The sequence below is a fragment of the Ruegeria sp. YTSC004 genome (assembly GCF_059609805.1).
This window is the reverse complement of sequence record NZ_JBXWMJ010000006.1, coordinates 239,108-254,413: the sequence shown is the minus strand read 5'-3', so window position 1 is coordinate 254,413 and position 15,306 is coordinate 239,108. Positions and strand designations below refer to the sequence as shown.

Genomic DNA, 15,306 nt, shown 5'->3' with positions numbered 1-15,306 from the left:
CCCCCTACCCGCCCGGGCTTTGCCTTAGGTTTTCCGGCAGCCAGGTGGCCAGATCCGGAAACCAGATCAAGACGAAGACCATCACCACCATGATCAGGAACATAGGGATTGCCGCGCGGGCGATATAGCTCATCTCATGGTTCGTCATGCCTTGCATCACGAACAGGTTGAAGCCGATTGGTGGTGTGATCTGCGCCATTTCAACGACAACCACGATAAAGATACCGAACCAGATCAAATCGATACCCGCGTCCCGGATCATCGGTTCCACCACGGCCATGGTCAATACAACCGAGGAAATGCCGTCAAGAAAACAGCCCAGAATGATGTAGAAGACCAGCAGAACCATCAGCAACTCAAACCGCGTCAGCTCCCACCCGGCGATTAGATCAGCCAGGCCGCGCGGCAGACCCGTGAAACCCATGGACAGCGATAGGAACGCAGCCCCTGCCAAGATCAGAGCGATCATCGCACTGGTCCGGGTGGCACCCATCAGGCTTTCAGTGAATGTTTTCCAAGTCAGGGACCCCTGCCCTGCGGCCAGCAACAGACCACCGATCACGCCAAAGGCGGCGGCTTCGGTTGCAGTGGCATAGCCCAGATACATTGACCCGATCACCACCATGATCAGCAGGATTACCGGCAGCAAAAAGCGTGAGTTCTTGAGTTTTTCAGAAAAGCTCAGCTTATTTTCGCTGTTTGGGTTCCAGTCTTTCCCGAATTTCGAATAAATTGCGACGTATCCCATGAACATCGTCGCAAGCACCAATCCGGGCAGAATGCCTGCAAAGAACAGCTTGGTGATCGATTCATTGATAGTCACACCATAGACGATCAACGTCAAAGAGGGCGGGATCATCAGGCCCAGTGTCGCAGCGCCGGTCAGCGTACCAATTATCATCCGTTCGGGGTAGTTGCGTTTCCTCAGTTCCGGGATCGACATTTTACCCACAGTCGTCAGGGTGGCGGCTGACGACCCAGAAACAGCGGCAAACACCGTGCAGCCGACAATGTTGGTGTGCACCAAACCACCGGGCAAAGGTGCCATCCAAGGCGAAAGTCCCTTGAACATATCCTCGGATAATCGCGTTCGATACAGGATTTCGCCCATCCAGATGAACATCGGCAGCGCGGTCAGTGTCCATGACGATGAGGCCGACCAGATGGTCGTGATCATCACGTCTCCGACAGGGCGTGTCGTGAAAAGCTCCATCCCGACCCACGCGACGCCCATAAGGGCAAGGCCAACCCAGACACCGGTGCCAAGCAGAGTGAAAAGAACAAAGAGGAAGAGGATGATGACTGATACGTTTTCCATGCTCTCACTCCCCGTGGCTCTGATCGGCCAGATCACGGACGATGCGGTGATCGCCCTTAAAAACGACGTGGATCAGATGATCGGTCAGGGCGATTGCAAGGATGACTGCGCCAATCAGCATTGTTGACTGCGGAATCCAAAGCGCGGTTTTGTCCTGTCCCTGGCTAACATCGTTGAATTTCCAGCTCCAGTAAACAAAGCGGTAGGCGTACCAGCAAAAGTACCACATTACCGCCGCGCCCACTGTAAAACACCATATTTCAAGGATGCGGCGCACCCGGTCGGGGACCGCATTCAGCAGGATCGACACGCGAATGTGGCTGCCTCGGTTCAGCGCATTGGCAAAGGCCAGAAAGGACGCGGCAGCCATGGCATAGCCCGCATAGTCGGGCGCGCCCGGGAAAACCTCTCCGGTCCAGCGGGCCAGCATTTGCACAACGATCAGCACCAAAATAGCAATCAGGCTAAGTGCTGCCAGAACCCCTGCTGCCTGATAAATGAAATCCAATACGGACCTGAGCCCTCGTAGTGCCGCCATGCTGTCCCCACTATTAGTTATTCTATGGAAACGGGCGGCAGGTTGATCCGCCGCCCATCTTTGGCCAATTACTGAGACGAATTGAACGCATCGACGATGGCCTTGCCTTCGTCGCCTGCGGCTTCAAGCCACTCATTGGTCATAGTGACACCGATCTCTTTCAACTCGTTGGTCATCTGCTCGGACGCCGGACCGACTGTCATGCCGCCGTCACGTAGGCCTTGCAGGGTAAATCCGGTGTATTCCTTGGCGCGCCAATTGCCGGCATATTCAGCAAGCTCTGCACAGCCCTTGATGACGTTCTTGTTGGCATCAGAAACACCAGCCCAGATGTCTGAGTTGACCATGACGTAGTTGCGTGGCAGCCACGCGTCCACTTCGTAGAAATAATTCAGGCTTTCCCATACTTTGCGGTCATACCCGGTCGAACCCGACGACACCATCGAGTCCGCGACACCAGTGGCAAAAGCCTGGCTGATTTCAGCGGCTTCGATTGTCACAGGCAGCATGCCGGTCAGTTCCGCCAAACGCGACGTGGCATTGTTGTAAGACCGGAACTTGATGCCTTCCATGTCGGCGACCGAGTTCACCTCGTCTTTAAAGTACAGTCCTTGCGGCGGCCATGGCACGGCGTAAAGCAACGTCAGGTTCTGTTCGGCCAGCAGACTTTCAATCGAAGGTCTTGCGGCCTCCCAAAGCTTGGCGCTGTCATCGAATGACGTTGCCAGGAATGGGATTGAGTCGAACCCAAACAGCGCGTTTTCATTCTGGTGACCGGACAACAGACGCTCGCCAATCGGTGCTTGACCGGTCTGAATGGCACGTTTGATGTCGGCGCCTTTGAACAGCGACCCGGACGGATGCGTGACGATTTCAACCTCGCCCCCGGTGCCTGTGGTCACGCATTTGGCAAATTCGGCACCCGTGGCCGAGTGGAAGTTCGATGCCGAATACGCCATCGGCATATCCCATTTCTCGGCCATCGCCGGTGCGGTTGCTGCGGCTGTCAAAGCGGTTGCCGCCAGAAGGCTTGTCAATTTCTTCATCTTTTTCTCCCTGTTTAATTTTGTTTTGCCGGCTTGTGTTACCGGACATTTCTTAAGTCGCGTAGCGAGACGGCGCATAGACGCTCATGTCTGCGTTTGGGGTCCTGCCCGCGATCATCTGCGCCAGCAGACGTCCTGTTTTTGGCCCGCCTGTCAGACCGATATGATGGTGGCCAAACCCCATAAATGCTCCGTCAATTCCCGGCACTTCGCCGATGATCGGGATCGAGTCTGCCGGTGCGGGTCGGTGCCCCATCCATTCTACTTCGTCCTTCCATGTCACGCCCGGAAAGGCCGCCCGGGCATTCTTGCGCATCAGTTCGAACGGCGCCCTCGAAGGCGGCGCGTCCAGCCCGCCGAATTCGACAATCCCGGCCAGCCGAATGCGGCCATCCATCGGCGTGGCGACGAACTTGCCCGAAGCAACCATAACCGGACTTTTTGGCATCGCGGAAGGTTCCACCAATTCAAGATGATAACCACGTTCTGTCTCCAGAGGAACAGAAACGCCCAATTTGCTGGCCAAAGGCCCGGACCAGACGCCCGCAGTGACAATGGCAGTGTCACAAGCAATTGTCTCACCAGCGGTGCGCACGCCGGTGACCTTGCCGTTATCGTGTACGACATCTTCAACAGCAGCACGGATGACCCTGCCGCCGTTGGCCTCAACATGTGCGGCGAGGTCTTTCACGTACCGCCCAGGATCGGTAATGTGTCCGTGATCAGAAAGTTTGGCAGCAAACCCGATATCTTTGCTGTAGATCGGGTCGTAGGCGTGGAATGCGGCCCCCTCTAGTTCTTCCCATTTGAAACCGAGCTTGCGCCGAACACCCCAACCAAAGGCATCGCCTTCGAAATGCTGGCGGTTTTCGTAGAGGAACAGGTAGTCGGATGGCACAATCCATTTCTCGGCCCCCGTACCCTGAGCCAGGGCCTGATGATCGTTTAGGCTGTCTCCGACAATGGGGGTTAGCGCGGCTGCTATACGTTTAACGTCGCCTGCGTTTGCGTGTTTCAGATAGCGTGTCAACCACGGCAAGAGCTTGGGTACATAGCCCCATTTCATGAACAAAGGCTGCGACGGGTCAAACAGCATCCTGGGCGCTTTTTTCAAAAGCCCCGGCACCGTGACCGGAATAATCGAGCAAGAGGCCAGCACACCACCATTGCCATGCGAGGTGCCCTCTCCGGGGCCGGCCTTGTCGATCAGGATGACATCATGTCCGTCACGTTGCAGCCAGACGGCGGTTGAGACACCAACGATACCGGCACCTATAATGGCAATTGTCTTTTTCTCGCTCATGCCGCCACCGCTTTGGAAACAGCATAGTGGTTCAGTTTTGCCTCGTCCGGGTTTCCTCCAAGACCCGGTGTGTCGGGAACTATGACCTGGCCCCTTTTCACTTCGAAAGGCTCCTCAAGAATGTCTTCTGCCAAGAAGTAAGAGGCCTGATAAAACTCGCAGCCCAGCGTAACTTCCGGTGTGGCGGCGATCATGTGAGTGCCTGCCAGATGTGCCAGACCAGCCTCGAACATATCTCCGCCATAAGCACTCAGGCCGTGTGCGGCGGCCATGCGAGCGACCGTTTGCCCGCGCGTCAATCCTCCGGATTTCATGATTTTGACCGAGACACCGTCGCAGATCCCTTCGCTTGCAGCTCGTTCCATGTCCTCGGGGCCAAAGACGCTTTCATCAGCGAGTAGCGGCACATCCGTCATTTGCCGCAGCTTCGCCATCATGCCGTAGTGATGTGCGCGTACCGGTTGTTCGATGAAATCGGGATTGAACGATGCCACATCCCGCACCTGCGCCGGAGCGTCCTCGATTGACAGGCCTTGATTGTAATCAACACGCACTGAGAACTGTGGGTAATGCTTCGCCAAATACTCAAGGCGCATGATATCAAAAGCATGATCCTTGAACCCAGTCTTGAACTTCACGATCCTCACGCCGTCGTCCTGCAAACGGCCCAGCAATTCGATATCCTGCGCAAAATCGGGATTGGCGATAGAGCAGCTGAGCGGGATCGCGTCGCGGCATTTCCCTCCCAACAGGGCCCAGACAGGAACGGCGCTGATCCTGCCCGTCAAATCAAGTAGAGCAGCTTCCAGTGCCGCTTTAGCCTCGGTGCAATGCGCAACCGCATATGCAGCACGCGCCATGATCGCCGCTCTGTCAGCAACTCTGGCCCCCACCACCAACGGGCGGAGGTAGCGATTCAGGGCGGCATAGGTCGCCTCGGGCGTTCCCGTGAACACTGACCAGGGTGAGGCTTCGCCATATCCCTGGCTGCCATCCTCGGACGTCAGGCGCAGGACAACGACCTCGCACACACCTTCGACAGATCCGATACCGTGGTCCCGGCGAGATGTGACGGGCAGTTCAAGATGCCACAGGTCGAAACCTATGATTTGTTGTGTCAGATCGCCCATTCGTCCTCCCCAGCGATAGGCGGAAGCCTGCCTTGACCGGCATATCATTTCAAATACTATGTTTTCATAAGTCCATCATAAGAAATGATAGGGTAGGCTATGTCTCTGCGCTTTCGTCAGTTGCAGGCGTTCCACGCCATTATGGAAACGGGTACCGTAACTGGGGCCGCGTCGGTTCTGGGAATCTCGCAACCGGGTATCAGCAATCTATTGGCTCAGTTGGAACGTGAGGCTCGATTGCCCTTGTTCGAACGCAACAAAGGACGTCTTTTGCCGACGCCAGAGGCAGAGCTTTTGTATCGAGAGGTCGATACCGTGGTCCGCGGGCTGGACCATGTCGCGCAGGCCGTATCGGACCTGCAGAACAAGCATCCCGGGCAGTTGCAGGTCGCGGCACCCCATTTGCTGTCGTTCGGTTTCATGCCGCGAGAGATAGCACGCTTTGCCAGGTCACGCCCCAATCTATCCGTCAGCTTCCAATCCCAGTATTCTTCGAAAATACAGGAGTGGGTAACCTCGGGCTTGTTCGAGATCGGCATCGTCGAGATGCCAATACTCCATGACACGCTGAACTTTCAGGTCTTCCAATTTGAAACGATGGCCACGTTCCCCGAGGGTAGCCATTTGGCGACCCATGACGTTCTGACACCAGAGCTGTTGGAGAATGAGCCGTTCATCGTCATGGGCCCCGAACACCAAACCCATCGCAGAACCCGTGACATTTTTAAGACTGCAGAGCGTACCTGGCAGACGCGAATACACACGCATTTGTCGGAAAACCTGCTGAGCTTTGTCAAACAGGGTATGGGCGTCGCGATGATTGATCCGTTCACAGTGACCTTCGATGAAGAGGGCGGATATCAAACCCGCCCTTTCACACCAGCAGTCACGCTGGATCTTGCAATAATCACCGCCAAAGGACGCCCTTTATCGATGATTGCGCAAGAGTTTCTGGCCCAACTGACCCCGTCCATCGCGTCCTATGCCACCCATTCCGACACCGGTGCAGCAGCTTCGTGAAGCTGTTGTGAGTGAATGTCGACCAGCGTTGGGCCATCATGCTCGACAGCCTGCTTCAACACTTTGCGCAAATCGTCCGGGTCCTTCACCGTCCACGATTTGACCCCAAACGCCGAAGCAACAGCGGCGTGATCGGTCCGATTGAAGTCGACGTTGTAGTAACGCTGCCCAAAGCCTGCATCCTGACCCGCTTTGATCCAGCCAAATACCGAGTTCGAGAATACGATCGAGGTAATCGGCATCTTGTGCCGCACCATCGTTTCAAACTCACCGCAAGTGAATCCAAACGACCCATCCCCCATAACGGACAGTGTCTTGACCGATGGCCTACCCACATGCGCCCCCATGGCGGCACCCAATGAATACCCTAGCGCGCCATGCGCCCGGTTGGTGATGAAGTGCCGCCCCGGTTTGCGCCAGCGGTAATGGGCGCTGAAGTAGGGGCATGGGGTGCCCGGATCGGCGACGACAATCGCATCATCGTCCAGAATGTCTGCAAGAGCCGCCATAACGGCTTCGGGCCGGATCGGAGTTTCGCGACTTGCCGCGAGCGGAGCGAACGCTTGCAACTTGGCCTCCCAGGCGGCACGGGCTTGGGCCGCTCCACCAAAACCTGGCAGATCGTGCCGCGTCTCAAGCGATCGCGCCAAGGCCTCAAGCGCCAAACGGGCATCGGCACAAATGGCGACTTCGGTCTGATAATTTGCGCCGATCACCATCGGGTCGCTGTCTATATGGATGATGGTGGCATCCCGCCCGGGGCTGCGCCAGCGTTCGGTCGTGACAGATCCCGCGCGGCATCCGACAAACACAACGACATCTGCCTGATCCACAACGGCGCGCGTGGCCGGAACACCACCGTTTGACCCAACGACTCCCAAGGCCAGCGGGTCCGTTTCGGCAATGGAGCCCTGACCGGAAACTGTTGTGGCAACTGGGATATCCAACAGGTTGGCAACACGGTGCAATGCCTCTTCGGCCCCGGACAGAACCGGCCCGCCGCCGCAAACGATAACTGCTGATTTGGCTTTGGCCAGGATATCCGCGGCCGCTTCAATGGCATCCAGATCCGGTCCAGCCCGTTCAGCGGGATAGCTGCGGTGGCGTGCATCTGCCCAAACCTCAGCTTCGTCCACCGGACCTTTCTGAGTATCAAAGGGCAGCGCCAGATGTGTGGCGCCCGGCGTTCCGGTCGTCATGGCCCGAAACGCAGCCCGCACCATCGCAGGTAAACGCGAGGCGTCGTCCAGAGACGCATTCCACTTTGCCAACGGCTTGAACAGCGCAGCCTGATCTAACTCAGTCAACGGGTATTTTCCGCGGCTGGTCGTCGCCACGTCAGAGGTGATCGCCAGAATGGGAACCGAGCTTTCGCTGGCCTCGATCACCCCCGGCAGTATGTAGGTCGCCCCGCCTCCGGACGGGCCTTCGCAGACGCCCGGCTTGCCAGTGACGCGAGCGTATCCATCCGCCATATAGGCCGCGTGACGCTCATCCCGGGTCAGAATGTGCTGAATACCATGATCCATACGCGCCAATGCATCATAGAAAGGCAGCGTTGTATCACCACACAGGCCGAACATGTGTTTCACGCCGTGTGCTTCCAGCATGCGCACCATTGCTTCGGCTCCCGTCAGATAGTTCGTCCCTGTCATGGCTCGGTTCCCTTGATTCTGAACTGCACACAGAACTGTATACAGTTTTGTATATTGATTTCAAGAACGACCTGTGGCACGCCTTGGAAAACGAAAAAGGCAGTACTTATGGCGGGTCCACGCGTTGACGACATCTATGAACAGGTAAAGGCGATGGCCGTCTCGTTTCGCCTGCGGCCGGGTGATCGATTGAATGAAGTGGCACTATCGAAAGAATTGGGTGTCAGCCGAACCCCCCTGCGCGAAGCGCTGAATAGGCTAGTGGCGGAACGCCTGTTTGATTTTCGCCCCGGTCAGGGGTTTTTCTGTCGCCCGCTGGATGCGCAAAGTGTGTTCGACCTGTTCGAACTACGCCAAATCATCGAATCCGCCGCAGCGCGCAGTGCCTGCGAAAAAGCGTCAGACGCAGACCTTCAATCACTTCGCAATGAGCTTTACGCGACCGGCATCGACATCACCGGCCTGACCGTCGAAGAAGCCGTCAGCAGGGACGAGGCCTTTCATCTGGGCATCGCCAAACTGTCTGGCAACAACGAACTGGTGCAAACCCTGACCCGGATCAACGAACGCATCCGATACATCCGCTGGGTTTCCATGAGCTTGGATCGGGTTCAACGCTCGAAAGACGAACATAAACAGGTCATGCAGGCCTTGCTGGATCGCGACGCGGATGAGGCCGCGCGTGTGTTGGGTACCCATATTTCTAAGCGAATGGATCAGGTGCAGGACGCCGTGCGCCACGGGATATCCAGCATCTACATGGAAGGGTTCGAAGACATCTCGGCCCGCATTATCGAGGAGGCGCACGGATGATCGCCCAAGGTGGTAAATCCATTTACGGAGCGTCGGTGGGCATACTGATGCTGGACGCCCAATTCCCACGCATCCCCGGTGATATGGGAAATGCGCTGACATGGCCTTTTCCGGTGCTCTATCGCATTGTTCGGGATGCCTCGCCGGACCTAGTCGTTCGACACCGGGCTGATGGCATGTTGGGCGCATTCATTGATGCCGCGCGAGAACTGGTCAAGGACGGCGCGGATGGCATTACCACCAATTGCGGGTTTCTGTCCCTGTTTCAGAAAGAGCTATCCGAGGCTGTGCCGGTTCCGGTTGTGACCTCATCTTTGATGCAGGTGCAGATGGTGAACGGTATCCTTCCGGCCGGAAAACGCACGGGAGTTCTGACCATTTCCGCCTCCACTTTGACCCGTGATCATCTGCGCTGTGCTCAGGTACCAGATGACACACCCATCGGTTCCACCGAAGGTGGGCGCGAGTTTACCCGTGCGATACTGGGGAACGAACTTAGCCTGGATGTCGATAAGGCCCGTGCCGATAACATTGAAGCCGCCCTTGCCTTGCAATCCGAAAACCCTGACCTCGGCGCGATTGTGCTGGAATGCACGAATATGTGCCCATACGCGGCAGATATTCAGCGCGCTACCGGTTTGCCCGTCTTCTCCATTGTGACATTGGTCAGTTGGTTTCAAGCTGGACTTGTGCCGCCGCGCTTTCCCAATCCCTAAAGGGCGCGGCAGTCAGGCCTAAGGTCTCTTTTGCCCACCAATTCGTGCATTGCGCTTACCGGAAAAAGACCGTAAGCGTCCCGCCCGCCGGTCGCAGCCTACCCGGTTATCAAAACAAGGACTGAAAAAATGAAAACTACATTGGTCTGCTCCGGCGGACTGGATTCCGTGTCGCTTGCCCATGTGCTGGCCGCGGAGGGAAACCTCTCGCGGCTTGTGTCTTTCGACTATGGCCAACGCCACACCAAAGAACTGACCTTCGCTGCCCTCTGCGCGCAGAGGCTGGACGTGCCCCATCACGTTATTGACCTGCGTTCTGTCGGGGCGTCGCTGACGGGCTCGGCCTTAACCGACGACGTGGACGTGCCCGACGGGCATTACGCAGAAGAGACGATGAAGGTCACGGTTGTCCCCAACCGCAATGCGATCATGCTGACCATCGCTTATGGTGTTGCAGCAGCGCAGGGGGATGATGCGGTGGCTGCTGCTGTGCATGGCGGCGACCATTTCATCTATCCCGATTGCCGCCCGGCATTCACAGATGCGTTTGACACCATGCAGCGCGCCGCGTTGGACGGCTACGCGGATGTAGTGCTGCATGTGCCATTCGTGCACCGCAGCAAAGCCGATATTGTCCGCGAGGGCGCGCGCGTGGACACCCCGTTCGATCAGACGTGGTCCTGCTACAAGGGCGGCGACTTACATTGTGGCCGATGCGGAACATGCGTTGCACGGCGCGAGGCGTTCGAGCTGGCCGGAGTGCCGGACCCAACCAAGTACGACGACGCCGAGTTCTGGAAATCTTCCATCGCAGGAGCAAGTGTCTGATGTACCGGATTACTAAGGAGTTCCACTTTTCCGCCTCACATCAGCTGACCCACTTGCCCGATGATCACCAATGTGCCCGGATGCACGGCCATAACTATATTGTCGTGGTCGAATTGGCCGGGCGCGATTTGAATACTGATGGGTTCGTGCGGGATTACCACGAGCTGAAACCGCTCAAGACCTATATCGACGATGAATTCGACCACCGGCACCTGAACAATGTGCTGAACGTCGTGTCGACCGCTGAAAACCTTGCGCGCCATTTCTTTGACTGGTGCGCGGCCCGCTGGCCCGAAACCGCTGCGGTGAAAGTGTCCGAAACGCCCAAGACATGGGCCGAGTATCGCCCATGACCCTTAGAATATCTGAAATATTCGGCCCCACGGTACAGGGCGAAGGCGCGCTGATCGGTCAGCCGACGGTATTTGTACGCTCGGGCGGATGCGATTTCCGGTGCAGTTGGTGCGACAGTCTGCACGCCGTCGACAGCGCCTATCGCCACGATTGGGCGGTAATGGACACGCTGGCCGTCTGGTCCGAAGTTCAGCGTTTGTCAGGCGGGCGGCCTCTGACTGTTTCCCTGTCTGGCGGCAATCCTGCCATTCAGGATTTTGGCCCTTTGATCCAGCAAGGCAAAGCGGAAGGCTATACCTTTGCGTGCGAAACCCAAGGGTCAATCGCAAAGCCGTGGTTTGCCGACCTCGCTATGCTGGTTCTCAGCCCGAAACCGCCCAGCAGTGGCGAGGATATGGATTGGACGGCGTTTGACGCCTGCCTCAACGTGCGCCCTGCGCAAGCTGTCCTCAAGATCGTGATCTTTGACGACACGGATTTTAACTGGGCGCGCAGCGTTGCCGACCGGTATCCGGACCTTCCACTTTATCTTCAACCCGGCAACCCGGAAACCGATCCGGCCAGCCCGGTTAATCTGACCAATGCCACCAGCCGTATGGAATGGCTGATCGACAAGACTTTGAATGCCGGTTGGTTCGCGCCTCGCATTCTGCCCCAGCTACACGTGCTGATCTGGGGCAACAAACGCGGCGTCTGACCGCAGGAGAGATAACATGACCGATAGTATCTACAGCAACCTCACCCAGTTGGGCGGAGACACCAAAATGCCAGCCAGCCCGGAAGAGGCGGTTCTGGAACGCGTGCAGAACCCACAGGCTGATGTGGATTACAACGTGCGCTTTACCGCGCCCGAGTTCACCTCGCTTTGCCCGATGACAGGCCAGCCGGATTTTGCCCATCTGGTGATAGATTACGTACCCGATCAATGGTTGGTGGAAAGCAAAGCGCTCAAGTTGTTTCTGGGCTCGTTCCGCAATCATGGCGCCTTTCACGAAGATTGCACCATCTCGATTGCCCGCCGGCTGCAAGAGTTTCTGGAGCCAAGGTGGCTGCGTATCGGAGGCTATTGGTATCCGCGCGGGGGCATTCCGATCGACGTGTTCTGGCAAACTGGCCCAATGCCCGAAGGCGTCTGGATCCCGGATCAGGGTGTTCCGCCTTACCGCGGGCGTGGCTGACCCCGATGATTTGAGAGGCGTGAAGGCCCCAGCCTGACAAGCAATCAAAGGGCCCCCACGCGCCGGTTCGAAACATGACGTTTTGGCAGTGGTAGTAATTTTGTTTCGCTCAAGCTTGCGGTTTTGAAACATCATGACAATCCAACATTGATGGGTTAGATGTTTTTTTAATGTAAGAACAAATTCCTGGTGACGATTGTGGAACAGGTGGCCTTCAATTTTGAGATGGGTGTCGTTTGCGCCCTTCTTGCCTTCACCGTATTTCTCTTTGTATCCGAAATCGTCAGGATTGACCTTTCTGCCATACTTGTTCTGGTCATTATCGGCCTCCTCAGTTACGCGCCCGGGCTCGAAAAACTAGCTGACGTGCCGCACCTGTTTGATGGATTTGCATCCAATGCGGTGATTTCCATTATAGCAGTCATGATCGTTGGCGCGGGGCTCGACAAGACCGGCATAATGAACAAAGTCGCCGCTGTTATTCTGAAATATGGCGGAACGTCCGAGAAACGCGTGCTGCCGATTATTTCGGGCACCGTAGGGGTCATTTCCTCGTTCATGCAGAACGTTGGAGCCGCCGCGCTGTTTCTTCCGGTCGTCAGCCGAATATCTTCCCGATCAGGCATCCCATTGTCGCGCTTGCTGATGCCCATGGGGTTCTGCGCCATCCTTGGTGGCACAATGACGATGGTCGGATCTTCGCCTCTTATCCTGCTGAACGACCTGATCCAGTCGGCCAACAACGGCCTGCCCGAAGGTCAGAAAATGGAGCAGTTCGGCCTTTTCTCTGTGACGCCGATAGGGATTGTTCTGATCCTGACCGGCATCGCCTACTTTCTGCTGCTGGGTCGGTGGGTTTTGCCGGGTGATGAGGGATCGGAAAACACCGGGACCGGACAGGGAACGCAAGAGTATCTGCAACGTGTCTACGGCCTGAAAGCCGATGTTTTCGAAGTAATCGTTCCAGCCGAAAGCCCTTTGGTCGGGCAGATTTTGGCCGACATAAACCACGAAAATCACCTGTACATCATTTCGACATTCTATCGTGGAAAAACCTCAATGGTTCAGGTCCTGACGGCCGAAATTGCCGCGCCTTGCCGATTGGCGATCATCGGCAGGCGCTGGGTCGTAGAGGAGTTCGCGCAGAAGTACGGGCTGACCGTCCTGCCGACGTTGGACATCTTTGTCGAAGAATTCGCACCAACCAACGCAGGCATCGCTGAAGTTGTCATAACACCCGACAGCAAGCTGATCGGGAAATGCCCACGCGAGCTATTGTTCCGCAAGACATACGGCATGTCGTTGCTTGCCATCCATCGCGGCGAGGAAACGCTCAGCCATGTTGAATCCGAAACGCACGAGTCTACTCAAATCGGACTTGAGGAGTTTCACGCAGGCGACATGTTGGTCGCCCATACCCGCTGGGACAACCTGATGCGGATCAAGCGCGACCCCGATTTTGTGGTGGTGACCACCGACTTCCCCCAAGACGAGCTTCGCCCGCAAAAGGTCGGTTGGGCGCTGGCGTTTTTTGCCATTTCCCTGTCGATGATCCTGTTCACCGACATTCGGCTCTCTCTCTGCCTTTTGACGGGAGCCGCGGGAATGATGTTGTCTCGAGTGCTGAGCGTTGACGAAGCCTACCGGGCCGTTGGGTGGAATACAGTCTTTCTGCTCGCATGTCTTATTCCATTAGGTCAGGCCGTTCAGAATACCGGCACGGCAGCGTGGATCGCGCAGCAAATCATGATCATTCTGGATGGATGGCCGACCTGGTCCCTTCAGGCAGGCGTTGCGGTTCTGGCTACGGCGTTTTCGTTGGTGATGTCCAATGTCGGCGCCACCGTTCTGCTAGTGCCATTGGCCGTTTCAATTGCAGTGGCAGCAGGCGGAAATCCGGCTGTATTTGCCCTGACAGTTGCCATATCAACATCGAACAGCTTCATAATCCCAACCCATCAGGTAAACGCCCTGATCATGGGTCCTGCAGGGTACAAAGTTATGGACTTTGTACGCTCAGGTGGGGTCATGACCATACTGTTTCTTGTTGTGTCACTCCTTATGCTCAATTTGCTGTACTGATCGTTTCGATAAACAGGAATTACTACATGATTACAAGGTCTTACATCTGCAAGCTAACGCTCTCTGAATGCGCGTTCCATCGTCATCTGCACCGGCTTTAACAGGTAGGAAAGCAGGGTCTGTTCGCCGGTCGTCATTTCCGCAACAACGGTCATCCCAGCTTGAAGCGGACGCTCCCACGGGCCCGTGCCAACCTTGGCTTCGGTCAGTTTAAACGAGGCCCTGAAATAGGTTTCACCGGTTTGTTCATCCGTCAGAGGCACAGGATAGATGGATTGCAGGCGTCCTTCGACCTTACCGAAACGTCGGGCATCGAATGTGTCTACGCTTACTGAAACCGGCTGTTCCAACTCAACATGGCCGACCTCGGAATTTGCGATACGTGCTTCTACGACCAAAGCGCGACGGGTCGGCAAAATCTCAAAAATCACTTCGCCCGGCGCGATGACTTCCCCTGGGTTAGGATATGTTATCGCCTGAATAATTCCACGTGCTGGGGCAGAAATACGCAGTGCCGACAATTTTGAGTTTACGACGTCCAGCGATATCTCCAACTCCACGCGCTTTTGCTCAAGTTCGGCCCATCGAGTTAGCACCTCATCTCGCAACGCCAGGGTTTCTTCAACTTTGGCTGCACGGGCCAGCATCAATGCGCTCTGGGCTTCGGCAAGGCGCACCCGGGCGTCCGATGCAGCCGCGCGAACCGCGTCCACTTCATCCTCTTCCTCAAGGAAATCGCTCAGGGATTTTAGACCCTGCGTCCGCAGCTGCGCATATCTCTCCAGAATCTCCTCTTTCTTTCGAACGCGGGCCTGAGCGAACTGCGTGGCCCGTGTCAGGATATCCAATGTCCCCTCTTGCTGCTTGATCGTGGCCAGCTGAATGCGTTGGCCTTCAGCATAAAGGTCCAACCTTGCCGCTGCAGAAATCAGGCCCTTGCCTTTGAGCGCATCAATTTCCGCCTTGTCAGGCACAGCTTCGCGATCCAATACCGCCAGTACAGCGGACGCTGTGGCCAAGTCTCGCTGAACCGCAGCAAGCTGGCCCGACGTGACGTCTCTTTCCCGCGTCAGATCCGGGTGATGCAGTTCAACCAGTAAATCCCCCGCCTCAACCAACTGGCCATCGCGGACATGAACAGCCCGGACAATGCCGCCAGGCATCGTTTCGATTTGTGGATACGCGCCAACTGGCAGGATCGTCCCTGGGGCGCGGGTTACCTGGGGAACAGTAGTTTGCCCTGCCAGAACCACCAAGCATCCAACCATGGCCGAAACCGCAAGCGAGAGGAAGGCCGCAAATCTAGGCCGCCGCATTCGGCGCCT

Annotated in this window: 15 protein-coding genes; 8 read left to right on the top strand and 7 right to left on the bottom strand. The window is 56.5% G+C overall.

The window, feature by feature from the left end:
• Window positions 1–4: 4 nt before the first annotated feature.
• The 5 genes from AC2FFP_RS13115 to AC2FFP_RS13095 all read right to left on the bottom strand — a co-directional run bounded on the left by AC2FFP_RS13115 (window position 5) and on the right by AC2FFP_RS13095 (window position 5,335).
• Window positions 5–1,318, bottom strand: a complete 1,314-nt coding sequence (locus AC2FFP_RS13115; protein WP_496724643.1) for a TRAP transporter large permease — start codon at window positions 1,316–1,318, stop codon at window positions 5–7.
• 4 nt (window positions 1,319–1,322) lie between these two features.
• Complete coding sequence (locus AC2FFP_RS13110) at window positions 1,323–1,856, bottom strand: TRAP transporter small permease (RefSeq protein WP_496734651.1); 534 nt, start codon at window positions 1,854–1,856, stop codon at window positions 1,323–1,325.
• A gap of 68 nt (window positions 1,857–1,924) precedes the next feature.
• Window positions 1,925–2,902, bottom strand: coding sequence for a TRAP transporter substrate-binding protein (locus AC2FFP_RS13105; protein ID WP_496766486.1), 978 nt, complete (start codon window positions 2,900–2,902; stop codon window positions 1,925–1,927).
• A gap of 52 nt (window positions 2,903–2,954) precedes the next feature.
• Window positions 2,955–4,205 carry an NAD(P)/FAD-dependent oxidoreductase gene (locus tag AC2FFP_RS13100; RefSeq protein ID WP_496881136.1) on the bottom strand — a complete coding sequence of 417 codons (1,251 nt, stop codon included), beginning with the start codon at window positions 4,203–4,205 and terminating at the stop codon, window positions 2,955–2,957.
• Window positions 4,202–5,335, bottom strand: coding sequence for an enolase C-terminal domain-like protein (locus AC2FFP_RS13095; protein ID WP_496881135.1), 1,134 nt, complete (start codon window positions 5,333–5,335; stop codon window positions 4,202–4,204). Before AC2FFP_RS13095 ends, AC2FFP_RS13100 begins: the two co-directional genes overlap by 4 nt.
• A 99-nt stretch (window positions 5,336–5,434) precedes the next feature.
• On the opposite strand from AC2FFP_RS13095, the gene AC2FFP_RS13090 reads away from it, so the two are divergent.
• A complete protein-coding gene (locus AC2FFP_RS13090) occupies window positions 5,435–6,355 on the top strand; it encodes a LysR family transcriptional regulator (protein ID WP_496881134.1) in 921 nt (306 codons plus the stop codon).
• On the opposite strand, the gene AC2FFP_RS13085 is transcribed toward AC2FFP_RS13090, so the two are convergent.
• Window positions 6,316–8,010 carry a thiamine pyrophosphate-binding protein gene (locus AC2FFP_RS13085; protein WP_496881133.1) on the bottom strand — a complete coding sequence of 565 codons (1,695 nt, stop codon included), beginning with the start codon at window positions 8,008–8,010 and terminating at the stop codon, window positions 6,316–6,318. The genes AC2FFP_RS13090 and AC2FFP_RS13085 overlap by 40 nt on opposite strands.
• A gap of 108 nt (window positions 8,011–8,118) precedes the next feature.
• Between AC2FFP_RS13085 and AC2FFP_RS13080 the strand changes: the two genes are divergently transcribed.
• From AC2FFP_RS13080 to AC2FFP_RS13050, 7 genes are all read left to right on the top strand, one after another.
• Window positions 8,119–8,823: a GntR family transcriptional regulator gene (locus AC2FFP_RS13080; protein ID WP_496734659.1), complete on the top strand. Its 705-nt coding sequence runs from the start codon at window positions 8,119–8,121 to the stop codon at window positions 8,821–8,823.
• The gene (locus AC2FFP_RS13075) at window positions 8,820–9,539 is read left to right on the top strand and encodes an aspartate/glutamate racemase family protein (RefSeq protein ID WP_496734661.1); all 720 of its coding nucleotides are present in this window, start codon (window positions 8,820–8,822) and stop codon (window positions 9,537–9,539) included. The genes AC2FFP_RS13080 and AC2FFP_RS13075 overlap by 4 nt, the downstream gene beginning before the upstream one ends.
• 129 nt (window positions 9,540–9,668) lie before the next feature.
• Window positions 9,669–10,367, top strand: a complete 699-nt coding sequence (gene queC / locus AC2FFP_RS13070; RefSeq protein ID WP_496881132.1) for a 7-cyano-7-deazaguanine synthase QueC — start codon at window positions 9,669–9,671, stop codon at window positions 10,365–10,367.
• A complete protein-coding gene (gene queD / locus AC2FFP_RS13065; protein WP_496721555.1) occupies window positions 10,367–10,720 on the top strand; it encodes a 6-carboxytetrahydropterin synthase QueD in 354 nt (117 codons plus the stop codon). The genes queC and queD overlap by 1 nt, the downstream gene beginning before the upstream one ends.
• Window positions 10,717–11,418 (top strand): 7-carboxy-7-deazaguanine synthase QueE, encoded by a 702-nt coding sequence (queE, locus tag AC2FFP_RS13060; protein ID WP_496881131.1) that lies wholly within the window; start codon window positions 10,717–10,719, stop codon window positions 11,416–11,418. Before queD ends, queE begins: the two co-directional genes overlap by 4 nt.
• A 16-nt stretch (window positions 11,419–11,434) precedes the next feature.
• Complete coding sequence (gene queF, locus AC2FFP_RS13055) at window positions 11,435–11,899, top strand: preQ(1) synthase (RefSeq protein WP_496724662.1); 465 nt, start codon at window positions 11,435–11,437, stop codon at window positions 11,897–11,899.
• A gap of 225 nt (window positions 11,900–12,124) precedes the next feature.
• Window positions 12,125–13,981, top strand: a complete 1,857-nt coding sequence (locus tag AC2FFP_RS13050) for an SLC13 family permease (RefSeq protein WP_496725210.1) — start codon at window positions 12,125–12,127, stop codon at window positions 13,979–13,981.
• A 53-nt stretch (window positions 13,982–14,034) separates the two neighbouring features.
• Here AC2FFP_RS13050 and AC2FFP_RS13045 read toward each other — a convergent pair whose 3' ends face one another.
• Window positions 14,035–15,297 (bottom strand): HlyD family type I secretion periplasmic adaptor subunit, encoded by a 1,263-nt coding sequence (locus AC2FFP_RS13045; protein ID WP_496766463.1) that lies wholly within the window; start codon window positions 15,295–15,297, stop codon window positions 14,035–14,037.
• Between the last annotated feature and the right edge of the window lie 9 nt (window positions 15,298–15,306).